A 14,191-nucleotide genomic window follows, 5' to 3' on the forward strand; every position below is an offset into this window, starting at 1 on the left:
GGCAGCAAGGTACCAGTCGGTAGCCAGTTCTGCGCAACTATCGCGTGCCACGGCCGCGCCGGCCCAGGACACCTCGCACGATCGCGACGAGCAGCAGGCCGCACCAGCCGCCCCACGCCAGTGACATCACGACCACCCACGCGGCAGACGTGCCGGTCTCAGACGCCCCTGGCCCGAGGTCGATCACACTGAGTCCGTCGAGCTGCCGGACGACGTCGCCCTCGACGTCGGGCACCTCCACGCCCGGCAGCTGCTCGACGACGACGAGCCGGATGCCCGCGTCGCGCAGACCGGCAGACCGAAGCCGTTCGTCCGACGCCTCCAGGGCACGTCGCACCTCAGCGGCCGTCGGGTCCTCACCGGGGAGCGGTCGCCCGTCGACGACGAGCCGATCCTCGACGACCACGCGCCGGGGCAGGTAGCGGCCCAGTGGCGCCAGCACCGGACGACGGTCGTTGTTCCAGGACGGCGCCCGATAGCTCTGGAAGGGCAGCAGGGCGACGGCACCGGGCGGCAGGGTCCCCAGCTCATCGACAAGCTCGTCGTAGGAGTCCGGGTAGTCGACCGCGGCCAGGCGTCCGGAGAGACCGAGAGCCGCGTCGGGCATCAGTGCAACCGAGGCGAGGACCAGGGCCAGCGTGATCATGGCGCGGGACAACGCGTCCGGGAGGGCGTGCACCAGGGCATCGGCGCCACGCCCCACCAGAACAGCGGTCAGCGGCGCCGCCAGCGCGAGCAACCTCGACCCGTCCCGCAGCAGACCCGCTCCCGGTACGGTGCTGGCGAGCCACCCGGTCGCACCGGGCAGCGCCCAGGTCGCCAGGGTCAGGACCAGACCGACGACCCAGCACGACACGAGCGGTCGACGCAGCCCTTCCGGCACCTGTGACCACCCACGGCGAAGGCCGAGCAACGCCAGCACGACCAGGACGACCGTCATGGCGACGGCGAGTGCGCCGGACCGTGACGGGAGAACGACCTGGGCGTTCCAGATGCCGTCGAGCGACAGGAAGGTCAGCGGTGCCGGCAGGAGGCCGCGGCTGCTGGGTGCGAATACGTCCGCGCCGTCGGCGCTGGACGTGGCGCTGCCGGCGTGCAGCAGCCCGGAGGCGAGCCAGGGCAGGTTGGCCAGGAGGAGCAGGGTCGCCAGGGCGAGGCACCGGCGCCACTCACGCGTCGCGGCAGCAGCGCACGCGGCGACCGCCGTCACGATCCCGGTCGACGCGCTCAGGCTGCCGACGAGGAGGAGCACCGGCAACCTGGCCGGGAGCACGCCGGACCTGCGCCACGCGGCTCCCGCCAGGACCACCCAGGGAAGCGCTCCGTAGCCCACCAGGACCGGCCAGTGGCCGATGGCCAGCCGCTCCACCACGAAGGGGTTCCACACCATGACCGACACCGCGACCAGACGTGCCACGACGCCAGGACCGACGAGGGCGGCTGCACCGGACCCGGCTGCCACCAGGGGAAGCAGCAGCACCAGCTTCTGCAGGAGCATGCCACCGAGGACCTCGTCGAGGACGGCGACCACGGCGTCGGACGGGACGGCCCTCGGGAGCGCCGTGCCGAGGCCGAGCGCGTCCGTTCCGAGGCGCAGGTCCGGAACCCACACCATGTCGTAGCTCAGGACGTAGCCGGGGCCCAGCGCGCCGCCGAGCAGGAGAACGGACAGGAGCGCAGACCAGACCAACGGCGCCAGCATCGTCGGTAGGGAGAGGCGGACGCACGACACCGACTCGACGATCCGCCCGCTCACAAGACGACACCTTATGGTGTGCCCCATGTCCACTCGAGCCCGCGACCGGTCACGGGCCGCCGTTGGCCGGAGGGCCGGCGTCAGCTCCCTCTTGACGGGCAGTGGGCAGATCGCCGTTGCGATGATGGTGATGAATGTCGCGACGTACGGCTTCACGATGGCCGCGGCTCGGATCATCGGTCCCGTTTCGTACGGTGCGTACTTCGCGCTGATGAACCTGGTGATGATCGTCAGCGTCGTCATGCTCGGACTGCAAGCGACGGCCGCGCGTCGCATCAGCTCCGACCCGGGACATGTCGGACAGATCGAGACCCAGATCCTCCGGGTCTCACTGCGTGCGTCGCTGCTGCTGGGTGGAGTGCTGCTCCTGGGCGCGCCGCTGATCGACCATGCGCTGGACCTCGACAGTCTTCCCACTGCCTTGCTCGCTTCCGTTGCCGCCGTGCCCATGACCATGACGGGCGCACAGATGGGCATCCTCCAAGGCGAGCGGAGGTGGCGCGAGCTCGCGATCATGTACACACTCGCCGGAGTACCGAGGCTTGCGATCGGCCTCGCGCTGATCCTGTGGCAGCCGACTGCGTTCATGGCATTCCTGGGCGTCGCGCTGAGCTACTACGTGCCATTCCTCTACGGGCTCGCCGTCCTGCGCCACGACCGCGAGACCGGCGAGTCGCACGAACGACACGGCTTCCTGCCGATCATCAAGGAAGCCGTCGTCAACTCCCAGGCGTTGTTCGCCTACTTCGCGCTCACCAACATCGACATGTTGGTGGGGAGGTCGGTCCTGGACTCCCACGACTCCGGGCTGTACGCCGCGGGGTTGATCGTCACGCGCGCCGTGATGTTCCTCCCCCAGTTCGTCGTGGTCGTCGCCTTCCCGTCGATGGCGAACAGCGCCAACCCTGCCCGCGCGCTCCTCAACAGCATGGCTCTCATCGGCGGCCTGGGAGGCGCGTGCGTCCTGGTCACCGCAGTACTGCCTGATCTCGCACTGGTCTTCGCTGGGGGTCGCGATTACGAAGAGGTCAGCGACCTGTTGTGGGTCTTCGCGTTGCTCGGGACGTGCATGGCGATCCTGCAGCTGTTGGTCTACTCAGTGCTGGCCCGGCAGGGCATCCTCTCCATGGTTCTCGTCTGGATCGCGCTGCTGGTGGTCGTGGTGGCGGCTGCGACCGCAGTTTCGAGCGTGTCCGGGCTCCTCGCCGTCGTGCTCACGGTCGAGCTCGTGCTCCTCGCCGTGCTCCTGCCCATCAGCCTCGTGAAGATGCGGGAGCGCTCGACAGCTCAGTGAGCAGCGTCGTGCCAGCTGCGCCCGGTGCCGATGGAGACGTCGAGCGGGACGGTGAGGTCGGCGGCGCCGCCCATCTCGGCGCGGACGATCCCGGCGAGCTCGTCGTGCTCCCCCGGCGCGACCTCGAGCACGAGCTCGTCGTGCACCTGGAGCAGCATCCGCGAGCGAAGGCCGTGCTCGACGAGAGCGCGCTCGACACCCAGCATGGCCACCTTGATGAGGTCGGCCGCCGAGCCCTGGATCGGCGCGTTGAGCGCCATCCGCTCGGCCGTCTCGCGACGCTGCCGGTTGTCGCTGGTGAGGTCGGGCAGGTAGCGGCGACGACCGAGGATCGTCTCGGTGAAGCCCGAGCGCCGTGCCTCGTCGACGATCCCGCCCAGGTAGTCGCGCACGCCTCCGAAGGTCTCGAAGTACTCGTCCATGAGGCCCTTGGCCTCGGAGGTCGAGATGCGCAGCTGCTGCGAGAGGCCGAACGCGGAGAGGCCATAGGCGAGGCCGTAGTTCATCGCCTTGATCTTGGCGCGCTGCTCGACGCTGACGTCCTCGGCGGCGACGCCGAAGACGCGGGCGGCCGTGATGGAGTGGAAGTCTTGGCCGGACCGGAACGCCTCGATGAGCAGCGCGTCCTCGGACAGGTGGGCCATGATCCGCATCTCGATCTGGCTGTAGTCGGCGGTCATCAGCGACTCACCGGCCTCGCCGACGACGAAGCCCTCGCGGATGCGGCGACCGGCCTCGGTGCGGATCGGGATGTTCTGCAGGTTGGGGTCGGTGCTCGAGAGCCGGCCCGTCGCGGCGATGATCTGGTTATAGGTCGTGTGGATGCGGCCGTCGGAGGCGACGGTCTTGAGCAGCCCCTCCACGGTCTGGCGCAGCCGGATCACGTCCCGGTGGCGCAGCAGGTGCTGCAGGAACGGGTGCTCGGTCTTCTCGAAGAGCTGCTGCAGGGCGTCGGCGTCGGTCGTGTAGCCGGTCTTGGTGCGCTTGGTCTTGGGCATGTCGAGCTCGTCGAACAGCACCACCTGCAGCTGCTTGGGCGAGCCGAGGTTGATCTCCTTGCCGATGACGTCGTAGGCGTCGGTCGCCGCAGCGCGCACCTGGTCGCTGAACTCGGACTCGAGGCCCTCGAGGTAGTCGGTGTCGACCGCGATGCCCACCTGCTCCATGCGGGCGAGGGTGCCGATGAGCGGGAGCTCGACCTCGCGCAGCAGCTGGGTGCCGCCATGCTCGTCGACCGCGTCGTCGAGCGCGTCGGCGAGGTCGAGGACGGCCCGGGCGGTCAACATCGCGGTGTCGCTGGCCGTGGTGTCGTCCATCGCGTCGAAGCTGAGCTGGTCCGCGTCGACGGCGTCCTGCCGCAGCTCGCGCTTGAGGTAGCGCAGGGTCAGGTCGGCGAGGTCGTAGGAGCGCTGGTCGGGCTGGACCAGGTAGGCCGCCAGAGCGGTGTCGACCTCGAGCCCGGCAAGGTCCCAGCCCCGCGCGGCCAGCGCGAGCCTCGGCCCCTTGGCGTCGTGGATCGCCTTGGGGCGCTCCGGGTCGGTCAGCCACGCCGCGACGGCAGCATCGTCGTCCGCGCCGAGCTCGGCCACGTCGAGCCAGGCCGCCTGCCCCTCGCGGGTCGCCACGGCGACGGAGAGCACCTCGCCCGTGCCGGCGCGCCAGCTCCCCTGGACGGAGACCCCCACGCGCGTGCCCGCGGGCGCGTGCTCGTCGAGCCACGAGGCGGCTTCACCCGCGGCCAGGCGGCGACCGTCGAGCTCGAAGCCCGCCTCGGCCTCGATGGCGTCGTCGGGATCGGGGTCGATGGTGTCGAGCAACCGGCTGCGCAGCTCGCCGCGGAACTCGAGCTCGTCCAGCAGCTCGAGGCCGGCGGTGCGGTCCCACGGCTGCCGGGCGAGCCCGTCGGGGCGCACCGGCAGGGTCAGGTCGCGCACGAGCGCGTTGAGCTGGCGGTTGCGGATGACGTCGCCGAGGTGGGCGCGCAACGCCTCGCCCTTCTTGCCGGTGATCTCGTCGGCGCGGGCGATGACGTTGTCGAGTCCGTCGAACTGGTTGATCCACTTCGCGGCGTAGCCCTGGCCGACCCCCGGCACACCGGGCAGGTTGTCGGACGTCTCGCCCACGATGGCGGCGAGCTCGGGGTAGCGGTGGGGCGGGACGCCGTACTTCTCCTGCACCGCGGCCGGCGTGAGCCGCGCCAGCTCGCTGACGCCGCGCATCGTGTAGAGCACGGTCGAGTCCTCGGTGACCAGCTGGATCGAGTCGCGGTCGCCGGTCATGATCAGGACCTGCATGCCCTCGGCCAGCCCCTGGGTGGCGAGGGTCGCGATGATGTCGTCGGCCTCGAAGCCGTCCATCGACAGGTGCTGGACGTGGAGCGCGTCGAGCACCCGCCGGATCAGCGGCAGCTGGCTGCCGAACTCGTCGGGCGTCTTGTTGCGCTTGGCCTTGTAGTCGCTGTACTGCTCGAGCCGGAAGGTCTGGCGCGACTTGTCGAAGGCGACCGCCACGTGCGTGGGCTGCTCGTCGCGCAGGACGTTGACCAGCATCGAGGTGAAGCCGTAGACCGCGTTGGTGTGCTGGCCGGAGGCGGTCGCGAAGTTCTCCACCGGCAGCGCGAAGAACGCCCGGTAGGCCAGGGAGTGGCCGTCCAGCAGGAGGAGGCGGGGGCGGGTCGACTCGCTCGTCTCAGGCACCCGCCGACTCTATCGGCCGCCACCGACACCGGACGTCCCCAGCCCCGGCACCGTCAGCCCGCACCGCTCGGACACAATGACGCCATGAGCGAGACACCCGGCACCCCTCCCACGTCGCTGGCCGACCTGAGCGTCGAGGAGCTCATCGCCTTCCTCCCGCAGGGCAACGGTCGCCTCAACGACAAGATGGGCGTGCAGCTCGTCGAGGTCGCCGCGGAGCGGGTCGTCGCGACCATGCCCGTCGAGGGCAACACCCAGCCGTTCGGCCTGCTGCACGGCGGCGCGTCCGTCGTGCTCGCCGAGACCCTGGGTTCCATCGGGTCGGCCATCCACGCCTACCCGGCGAAGATCGCCGTCGGGGTGGACATCAACGCCACCCACCACCGCGCGGCCACGTCGGGCGTGGTCACGGGCGTCGCGACCGCCATCCACCTCGGCCGGTCCTCGACGTCGTACGACATCGTGATCACCGACGAGCAGGGCCGACGCGTGTGCACCTCGCGCATCACCTGCGCGCTGCTGGACGCACCGAAGCCCTGACGCGCTCCGGCAGCGGCGTGGTCCACGGCTCAGCCCGGGACGCGCTCGCGCCGGATCCGACGGGCCGCGAGGACCCGGTCGATCCGCTGCCGGCTGGTCGCCGCCGGCGTGGCCTGCCGCGACTGCGGCAGCCGGGCACGCACCGCGCTGGTGGTGGCCGCCCGCAGGGTCGCCTGCGGGGTGAACGACAGCCGCGCCATGAAGCGGTTGGCGTCGCGCGCCTCGGCGGCGGCGGCCGTCTGGACGTGGCTGATGCCGTGCTGCTCGGCGAACCGGCAGGCCGCCTCCATCAGCGCGCTGCCCACGCCCTTGCGCCGGAACTGGGTGAACACGTGCGGTGACACCGCCAGGACGGCCCGCTCGAGGTTGAGCGGGGTGAACGTCGTCGCCTCGAGGTAGACCGCGCCCGCGACCTCACCGTCGACCTCCGCGACGACCACGCACTGGTCCTCGCGGGAGTCGGCGGTGGCCACGATCCCGGCCACGTCGGCGAGCTGCTCGTCGAGCGCACCGCGCCGCAGGATGTCACCCCACAGCTCACGCAGGGAGGGGACGTCCGTGGTCTCTGCCACGCGTACGGTCACCGGCGTCCGACTCATCGACACACCACTTCCTCGAGCACCGACCGTGGCCCCCTGCCGCCCTCTCGCGGCACCACGCCGGGACAGACCCTATCGCCGTTGGCGGGATCAGGCTACGCCGAGGTAGGCCTCACGCACCGACGGGTCGTCGAGGAGCTCGGAACCCGTGCCGGTCTTCACGATGTTGCCGGTCTCGAGGACGTAGGCCCGGTCGCTGCGCGAGAGCGCCTGCTTGGCGTTCTGCTCCACGACGAGGATGGTCGTTCCCTGCTGCGAGATCTCGGTGATGATGTCGAAGATCTGCTGGATCAGCATCGGGGCGAGGCCCATCGACGGCTCGTCGAGCATCAGCAGCTTGGGGCGCGACATGAGGGCCCGACCGATGGCGAGCATCTGCTGCTCACCACCCGACATCGTGCCGGCGATCTGCTTCTTGCGCTCCAGCAGGCGCGGGAAGAGGTCGAACACCCGGTCGTAGTCCTCGTCGATGGCMGACTTGTCCTTGCGGGTGTAGGCGCCCATGTTGAGGTTCTCGGTGACCGTCATGCCGGGGAAGATCCCGCGACCCTCGGGGCACAGGACCAGGCCCTTGCGCAGGCGCTGGTCGGCCCGCATCTTGGTGACGTCCTCGCCGTTGAAGACGACGGAGCCCGCCGACAGCCCGCGGACGCCCGACAGGGCTCGCATGGTCGAGGTCTTGCCGGCGCCGTTGGCACCGATCAGCGAGACGACCTCGCCCTCATCGACGTGCACGCTGATGCCGTGCAGCGCCTCGATCTTGCCGTAGCTGAGAACGGCGTCCTTCATCTCAAGCAGCATCGTCAGGCTCTCCCAGGTAGGCGGCGATGACCTTCGGGTTGCGGGCGACCTCGTCCGGGGTGCCCTCCGCGATCTTCTGGCCGAACTCGAGCACGACGATCCTGTCGGTCACGCCGAGGACCAGCTTCATGTCGTGCTCGATGACCAGGACCGTGTGCCCCAGGTCGCGGATGCGGCGGATGAGACCCATCAGGTCCTCCTTCTCCGCGGGGTTGAAGCCGGCAGCCGGCTCGTCGAGGCAGATCAGCTCGGGCTCGGTGGCCAGGGCGCGGGCGATCTCGAGGCGGCGCTGGTAGCCGTAGGGCAGGTTGCGCGCGACCTCGTGGGCCCGGTCGGCGATGCCGACGAAGCGCAGCAGCTCCATCGACCGACGTCGACCGGCCCGCTCCTCCAGCGTGTGGCGGCTGATGCCGAACACCTTGGCGAAGCTGCGGCGGATGCCACTCGCCGGCAGCTCCTCCTCGGAGGGGCGGACCCGGTAGGCGCGGAACAGCACCCCGAGCACGCTCGTCCTGTGGCGGGCGTCGCACCCGACCATGACGTTCTCCAGTGCCGACATCTCCGGGAAGAGCCGGATGTTCTGGAACGTGCGGGCGATGCCGAGGTGGTTGATCCTGTGCGGCTTGGTGCCCGCGATCTCCTGGCCCTTGAACCGGATCGTGCCGTCCGTGGGCGTGTAGACGCCGGTCATCGCGTTGAAGCAGGTGGTCTTGCCGGCACCGTTGGGACCGATGAGGCCGAGGATCTCGCCCCGGCGGATGTCGAAGTTGACGTCGTTGAGCGCCACCACGCCGCCGAAGCGGAGGGTGACGTGGTCCACCTCGAGCAGGACGTCGCCCATGGCGCCGGACGCCTCGTGGGCGATGGCGTCGTGGTCGGAGGTGTCCTTGAGCACCTCGGCGCCCTCGATCTCGTGCTCAGGCATCTGCGGCAGCCTCCTCGGCCTCGTGTCGTCGATCTTCGATCTCTGCGGCTCGTCGTCTGCTCGGCACCAGGCCCTGGGGACGGAGGACCATCACCAGCACCAGCGCCAGGCCGAAGGCGAAGGGGCGCCACTCCTGGAGCTCACGGAACCGCTCGGGGAGGTAGGTGAGCAGGAAGGCACCCACGAGGACACCGACGATGTTGCCCGAGCCCCCGATGACCACCATGGCCACGAAGAGGAACGACAGGTTCAGCATGAAGGCGTTGGGCTCGACGTACTGCTGCTTGCTGCCGAACAGCAGCCCGGCGAGCCCGCCGACGGACGCGCCGATCGCGAAGGCCCACAGCTTGAACTTGAAGCCCGCGACGCCCATCACCGCTGCGGCGTCCTCGTCCTCGCGGATGGCCAGCCAGGCACGACCGACGCGGCTGTGCTCGAGACGACTGGCCAGGAAGACGATGAGGATGAGGATGACGAGCGCCAGCCAGTACCAGCGCTCGGCATCGATGGTGTTGAAGAACGACCGCCCGTCGATCTCCGGCCCGGGCGGCACGGGGACCTGGGTGATGCCCGCGGCACCGCCGGTGATGGGGTCGAGGTTGCGCGCGGTGATGCGGATGATCTCGCCGAATCCGAGGGTGACGATCGCGAGGTAGTCCCCCCGCAGCCGCAGCGTCGGAGCGCCGAGGATCACTCCCGCCGTGAGCGCCATCGCGATCGCGATGGGGATGCACATCACGAACGGGACGGCCCACTCGTCGGACAGGCCGAAACGCGACTGCATGGCCTCCACGACCGGCGAGGACGGCGACCCGAAGAGGGCCACCGAGTAGGCGCCGAGGGCGTAGAAGCCGACGTAGCCGAGGTCGAGGAGTCCGGCGAAGCCGATCACGACGTTGAGGCCGACGGCCGCGATCATGTAGACGACGATCAGGAACAGCACGCTCGACCAGTCGGAGCCGGTCGGGCTCAGGTCGGTGCGGATGTAGGCGAACGGCAGGATGTTGAGGAACGGCAGGTAGAACGCGAAGGCGATGACCAGCAGCAGGCCGACGGAGCGGACCCACTTCGGGGCACGGTCCCAGCGGTTGCCGAGCTGGAGGCCGCGGAAGGCGTCGGAGATCTGGCTCATGCGCGTGCCTTTCCGAGGGATTCACCGAGCAGTCCGGTGGGCCGGAACATCAGGACCAGGACGAGGACGATGAACGCGGTGACGTCGGTCCAGCTGGAGTCCCAGATCTGGGAGGCGTACACCTCGACGACGCCCAGCAGCAGACCGCCGACCAGCGCACCGCGCAGGTTGCCGATGCCGCCGAGGACCGCGGCGGTGAACGCCTTGATGCCGATGATGAAGCCGATGTCGAACTTCGTGATGTCGTACTGGACGGTGAACAGCAGGGCGGCGACGCCGGCCATCGCGCCACCGAGCACGAAGACGAGCATGATCACGCGCTCCTGGTTGACGCCCATGAGGGAGGCGGTGTCCGGGTCCTGCGCGACCGCGCGGACGCCGCGGCCCAGGCGGCTCTTGTTCACGAACGTGTCCAGCGCGACCATCATGACGATGGCGCCGATGATGATCAGCAGCCGGGTGTTGGTGACCGGCAGGTCGAGGCCGGGGATCGTGAAGACGACCTTGGTCTCGATCACGGACGGCACGTTGACCGTCACGCGACCGAAGGGCGGGCCGAAGAACGCTTTCAGCACCTGGCCGAAGGTCTCGACGAGCACGAGCGAGCAGCCGATGCCGGTGATCAGGAAGATCAGCGGCGGAGCACCCTTCCTGCGCAGCGGCCGGTAGGCGATCCGTTCGACGGCCAGTGCGGTGCCTGCCGAGGCGAGCATCGCGGCGAGCAGTGCCAGCACGGTGGCGCCGATGACCGCGCCGACCCCCATGCCGGACGTGGCGCCGAGGACCGTGTAGACGCCGAGCACCGTCCAGGTGCCCACCATGAACACCTCGGAGTGGGCGAAGTTGATCAGCTTCATCACGCCGTACACCATGGTGTAACCGAGCGCGACGAGCGCGTAGATGGATCCGCGGGTGATGCCGTCCAACGTGTGACGGTCCAACCCGCTGAACAGGGCGTCGAAGTCCACTCAGGGCCCTCCCAATAGTGCGGCCCGGTCCGGGCCATGGAGCGGGGGCGGCCGAGTCCCGGCCGCCCCCGCGGTGTCCATGCTTGGTGCCTCGATCAGCCCTCGGGCTTGACCTCGACCTCGGGCGTCAGCGTGCCACCCTCGTTCTTGTAGGCCCAGTAGGAGACCTGGTCCTTCGGCACGTCGCCGGCGTCGTCGAACGCGATCGACTTGCTGAGGCCCTCACCGGTGTAGTCGTTGACGAACGCGAGCATGTCCTCGCGGGTGCGGGCGCCGTCCTCGAGACCCTTGAGGAAGACCGTCATCGCGTCGTAGCCCTCAGCGGCGTAGGCGCCAGGCGCGCTGCCGAACTCCTCCTCGAAGTCGGCAGCGAAGGTGCTGTCCTCCTCGATCGGGGCACAGGGGCACATCACGACTGCGCCCTCGCCGGCGTCGCCCACGGCGTTGCCGAAGTCGGCACCGAAGAGGCCGTCACCACCGACGAACGGGGCCTCGATGCCCGCGTCGCGGATCTGCTTGAGCAGCGGAGCGGCCTCGGCGATGTAGCCGCCGTAGAAGATGGCGTCGGGCTCGGCCGACTCGATCTTCGAGATCGTCGGGGCGAAGTCGGTCTGGCCGACCTGCGTCTTGTCGCGCTGCACCATCGCGTCGCCGAGGGTCTCCTCGACACGGTCGGCCAGCGGCTCGCCGTAGGCCTCGGAGTTGTCGACCACGAACACCTTGGAGGCGCCGACCTCATCGGTGAGGTACTTCGCGATCGCCGCGCCCTGGTAGTCGTCGTACGGCACGAGGCGGTGGAAGACCTCAACCGGGTCCTCCTGGGTCAGGTCGGTCGCGGTCGCCGACTGGCTGATCATCGGGACGCCGCCATCCTGGTAGATGGTCTTCGTCGCGCGGGTCTCACCGGAGAACGCGCCACCGAGGACACCGATGAAGGTGTCGTCGCCGGCGATCTGGGTCGCGACGGGCGTGGCCTTGGCCGGGTCGCCCTCGGTGTCGAAGCGCTCGAGGGTCACCTCGCACTCGTCGTTGTCCCACTGCTTGATCGCCAGCTCGGCGCCGTCCACGGACGGGATGACGATGCTGGCGTTGGCGCCGGAGAGGGCACCCATCGCACCGATCTTGAAGTTGCAGTCGTCGCCGCCGGCGTCACTGCCGCCGTCGTCGGTCGTGCCACACGCGGTCAGCGCGAGGCCGGCCACAGCCGTGAACGCGACAGCCTGCCACGTCTTGGATGAGCGGATCATGGATCCCTCCACAGTTCTATGGGCTGTCCACCTCGGCAGCCTCTCGGCGGGAACCTAACACCCGGAATGTGGCCCGGGACACGATTGGGCGGCCCGAGTTGCGTGCCGTTGCCGTTTCGTGACCAACCGGTCTGTACCGGAAACCCGCCCGAAACACGCGATGCGGTCCCGGCCTTGAGGAGACCTTGACGAGCCCTGGATCAGGAGAGGCCGGCCGGTCCGCGGGCGGCGTCGCCGAGCCCGGCCACCCCGTGCTCCACGACGCCGTCGGAGACCTGCTTCATCGACAGCCGGAGGTCCATCGCGGTCTTCTGGATCCAGCGGAAGGCATCGGGCTCGCTCAGCCCGAGCTTCTCCTGCAGCACGCTCTTCGCGCGGTCGACGGACTTGCGCGTCGCCAACGACTCCTGGAGGTCGGAGACCTCGCGCTCCAGAACCGTGATCTCGGCGTAGCGGCTGACCGCCATCTCGATCGCGGGCACGAGGTCGCCGCGCTGGAACGGCTTGACGAGGTAGGCCATCGCGCCGGCGTCGCGCGCCCGGGCCACGAGGTCCCGCTGGGAGAACGCGGTGAGGATGACGACCGGGGCGATCCGCTCCCCCGCGATCGTCTCGGCGGCAGCGATGCCGTCGAGCACGGGCATCTTGACGTCGAGGATGACCAGGTCGGGGCGCAGCTCGCGCGCGAGCTCGATCGCCCGCTGCCCGTCGCCGGCCTGGCCCACGACGTCGTACCCCTCCTCGCCGAGCATCTCGGCGAGGTCCATGCGGATGAGCGCCTCGTCCTCGGCGATCACGACCCGGCGTACGCCGTCTGCGGGGGTGCTGCTGTCAACGGGCTGCGTCACGACGGCAAGGCTAGTTCGGATAGGGTTCCGACGCCGATTCGCCCCGGTAGCCCAATGGCAGAGGCAGTGGTCTCAAACACCATCCAGTGTGAGTTCGAATCTCACCCGGGGCACCGAGACCGCCAGCGGTGGCCCAGCCACATTCACGGCGCGGCGGATTCAAGCGGTCGATGCAACACCGGTTGGTTTTGGTGGGTTCGACAGTAGTTCGTCGAGTGCCTGTGCCGGTGTCTTCCAGCCGAGGGTCTTGCGGGGCCTGCGGTTGAGCTTGGCGGCGACGTGGTCGAGGTAGTCGAGCTGGTAGACCGACAGGTCGGTGCTTTTGGGGAAGTACTGGCGCAGCAGGCCGTTGGTGTTCTCGTTGCTGCCGCGCTGCCAGGGCGAGTGGGGGTCGCAGAAGTAGATGTCCAGGCCGGTCGCGGCAGCGATCGCGGGGTGTGAGGTCATCTCGTGGCCCTGGTCCCAGGTCAGGGTGCGTCGCAGGGTCACGGGGAGCCGGCTCATCGTTTCGACCATGGCCTCGGCGACCGCGTCGGCGCCGTGCCCGTCGGGGAGGTGGAGCAGCATCACGAACCGGCTGGCCCGTTCGACCAGAGTCCCGATCGCGGAGTTCGACGCGGTCGAGCCCATGATCAAGTCGCCTTCCCAGTGCCCCGGCACGGCCCGGTCGGTGACCTCGGCTGGTCGTTCGCTGATGTTGACCATCCCGGGGATCCGGCCGCGCCGCTCACCTTCGACTCGACGGACCTTGCGGACCGCGCGTCCGGTCCGGAGCCGTTTGTGCAGGTCACGGCGCAGTTCACCGCGGCCCTGGACGTACAGGGCCTGGTAGATCGACTCGTGGCTCAACCGCATCTCCACATCGTCGGGGAAGTCGATCCTCAACTGTGCCGCGACCTGCTCGGGCGACAACTCATCCTCGAGCATCACCTGCACCGCGGCGCGAAGCCGCGGRCTCGAMGCCAGCTTCCCGCCCCGCACCCGCCTGGCACGTCGGTCGGCAGCCAGTTGGGCCGCGCTGGCCCGATACTTCGGGCGGCGGTCGGGAAACAGGGTCGACCCGGCCCTGAGTTCTCGACCGACAGTGGCGCGATGACACCCCACCACCCGGGCGATCTCTGCGTTGGACACGTCGGCGGCATGGAGCACCGCGATCTCTTCACGCTGTTCGAAACTCARACGCGGCCTGAGTCTCGCCGGCGGATCGCACGGGGGCATCACCCCACCACGCTCGCGGTACCAATCCATCCCCGCGAACCGCGACGCGCCAACCCTCTGCGCCGCCTCCGCGACCGTCAGCCCCCCGCGTACAAGACCCCAGAACTCACGACGAACCTGCTGCGGAAACACCCGCCGAGCCGCCATCACAAACACCCCTTCATCAC

Annotated in this window: 12 protein-coding genes and 1 tRNA gene; 3 read left to right on the forward strand and 10 right to left on the reverse strand. The window is 69.4% G+C overall.

Going from position 1 to position 14,191, the window contains the following annotated elements:
• Positions 1-37 precede the first annotated feature (37 nt).
• A complete protein-coding gene (locus ACXJKB_RS14335; RefSeq protein ID WP_457189447.1) occupies positions 38-1,756 on the reverse strand; it encodes a hypothetical protein in 1,719 nt (572 codons plus the stop codon).
• 157 nt (positions 1,757-1,913) lie between these two features.
• On the opposite strand from ACXJKB_RS14335, the gene ACXJKB_RS14340 reads away from it, so the two are divergent.
• A complete protein-coding gene (locus ACXJKB_RS14340; protein WP_457189448.1) occupies positions 1,914-3,050 on the forward strand; it encodes a lipopolysaccharide biosynthesis protein in 1,137 nt (378 codons plus the stop codon).
• On the opposite strand, the gene polA is transcribed toward ACXJKB_RS14340, so the two are convergent.
• Positions 3,044-5,746 (reverse strand): DNA polymerase I, encoded by a 2,703-nt coding sequence (gene polA / locus ACXJKB_RS14345; protein ID WP_457189450.1) that lies wholly within the window; start codon positions 5,744-5,746, stop codon positions 3,044-3,046. The genes ACXJKB_RS14340 and polA overlap by 7 nt on opposite strands.
• 84 nt (positions 5,747-5,830) lie before the next feature.
• On the opposite strand from polA, the gene ACXJKB_RS14350 reads away from it, so the two are divergent.
• The gene (locus ACXJKB_RS14350; RefSeq protein WP_457189452.1) at positions 5,831-6,286 is read left to right on the forward strand and encodes a hotdog fold thioesterase; all 456 of its coding nucleotides are present in this window, start codon (positions 5,831-5,833) and stop codon (positions 6,284-6,286) included.
• Positions 6,287-6,315: 29 nt separating this feature from the next.
• Here the strand turns inward: ACXJKB_RS14350 and ACXJKB_RS14355 are convergent, their stop codons facing one another.
• From ACXJKB_RS14355 to ACXJKB_RS14385, 7 genes are all read right to left on the reverse strand, one after another.
• On the reverse strand, positions 6,316-6,858 hold the full coding sequence (locus ACXJKB_RS14355; RefSeq protein ID WP_457189454.1) for an N-acetyltransferase family protein: 543 nt from the start codon (positions 6,856-6,858) through the stop codon (positions 6,316-6,318).
• Positions 6,859-6,975: 117 nt separating this feature from the next.
• The gene (locus tag ACXJKB_RS14360; RefSeq protein WP_457189455.1) at positions 6,976-7,674 is read right to left on the reverse strand and encodes an ABC transporter ATP-binding protein; all 699 of its coding nucleotides are present in this window, start codon (positions 7,672-7,674) and stop codon (positions 6,976-6,978) included.
• Between the two features lies 1 nt (position 7,675).
• Entirely contained in the window at positions 7,676-8,611 is a 936-nt protein-coding gene (locus ACXJKB_RS14365) for an ABC transporter ATP-binding protein (RefSeq protein WP_457189457.1), read from the reverse strand.
• Positions 8,604-9,743 (reverse strand): branched-chain amino acid ABC transporter permease, encoded by a 1,140-nt coding sequence (locus ACXJKB_RS14370; RefSeq protein WP_457189459.1) that lies wholly within the window; start codon positions 9,741-9,743, stop codon positions 8,604-8,606. Before ACXJKB_RS14370 ends, ACXJKB_RS14365 begins: the two co-directional genes overlap by 8 nt.
• On the reverse strand, positions 9,740-10,711 hold the full coding sequence (locus tag ACXJKB_RS14375; protein WP_457189461.1) for a branched-chain amino acid ABC transporter permease: 972 nt from the start codon (positions 10,709-10,711) through the stop codon (positions 9,740-9,742). Before ACXJKB_RS14375 ends, ACXJKB_RS14370 begins: the two co-directional genes overlap by 4 nt.
• A gap of 95 nt (positions 10,712-10,806) precedes the next feature.
• Positions 10,807-11,958 carry a branched-chain amino acid ABC transporter substrate-binding protein gene (locus tag ACXJKB_RS14380; RefSeq protein ID WP_457189463.1) on the reverse strand — a complete coding sequence of 384 codons (1,152 nt, stop codon included), beginning with the start codon at positions 11,956-11,958 and terminating at the stop codon, positions 10,807-10,809.
• 200 nt (positions 11,959-12,158) lie between these two features.
• Complete coding sequence (locus ACXJKB_RS14385; RefSeq protein WP_457189465.1) at positions 12,159-12,806, reverse strand: ANTAR domain-containing response regulator; 648 nt, start codon at positions 12,804-12,806, stop codon at positions 12,159-12,161.
• Between the two features lie 40 nt (positions 12,807-12,846).
• Here ACXJKB_RS14385 and ACXJKB_RS14390 point away from each other — a divergent pair.
• Positions 12,847-12,919: transfer RNA gene (locus ACXJKB_RS14390), tRNA-Leu, on the forward strand.
• Between the two features lie 46 nt (positions 12,920-12,965).
• On the opposite strand, the gene ACXJKB_RS14395 is transcribed toward ACXJKB_RS14390, so the two are convergent.
• Positions 12,966-14,171, reverse strand: a complete 1,206-nt coding sequence (locus tag ACXJKB_RS14395) for an IS30 family transposase (protein ID WP_457189467.1) — start codon at positions 14,169-14,171, stop codon at positions 12,966-12,968.
• Positions 14,172-14,191: the final 20 nt, after the last annotated feature.

It is taken from the genome of Nocardioides sp. P5_E3 (assembly GCF_054049275.1).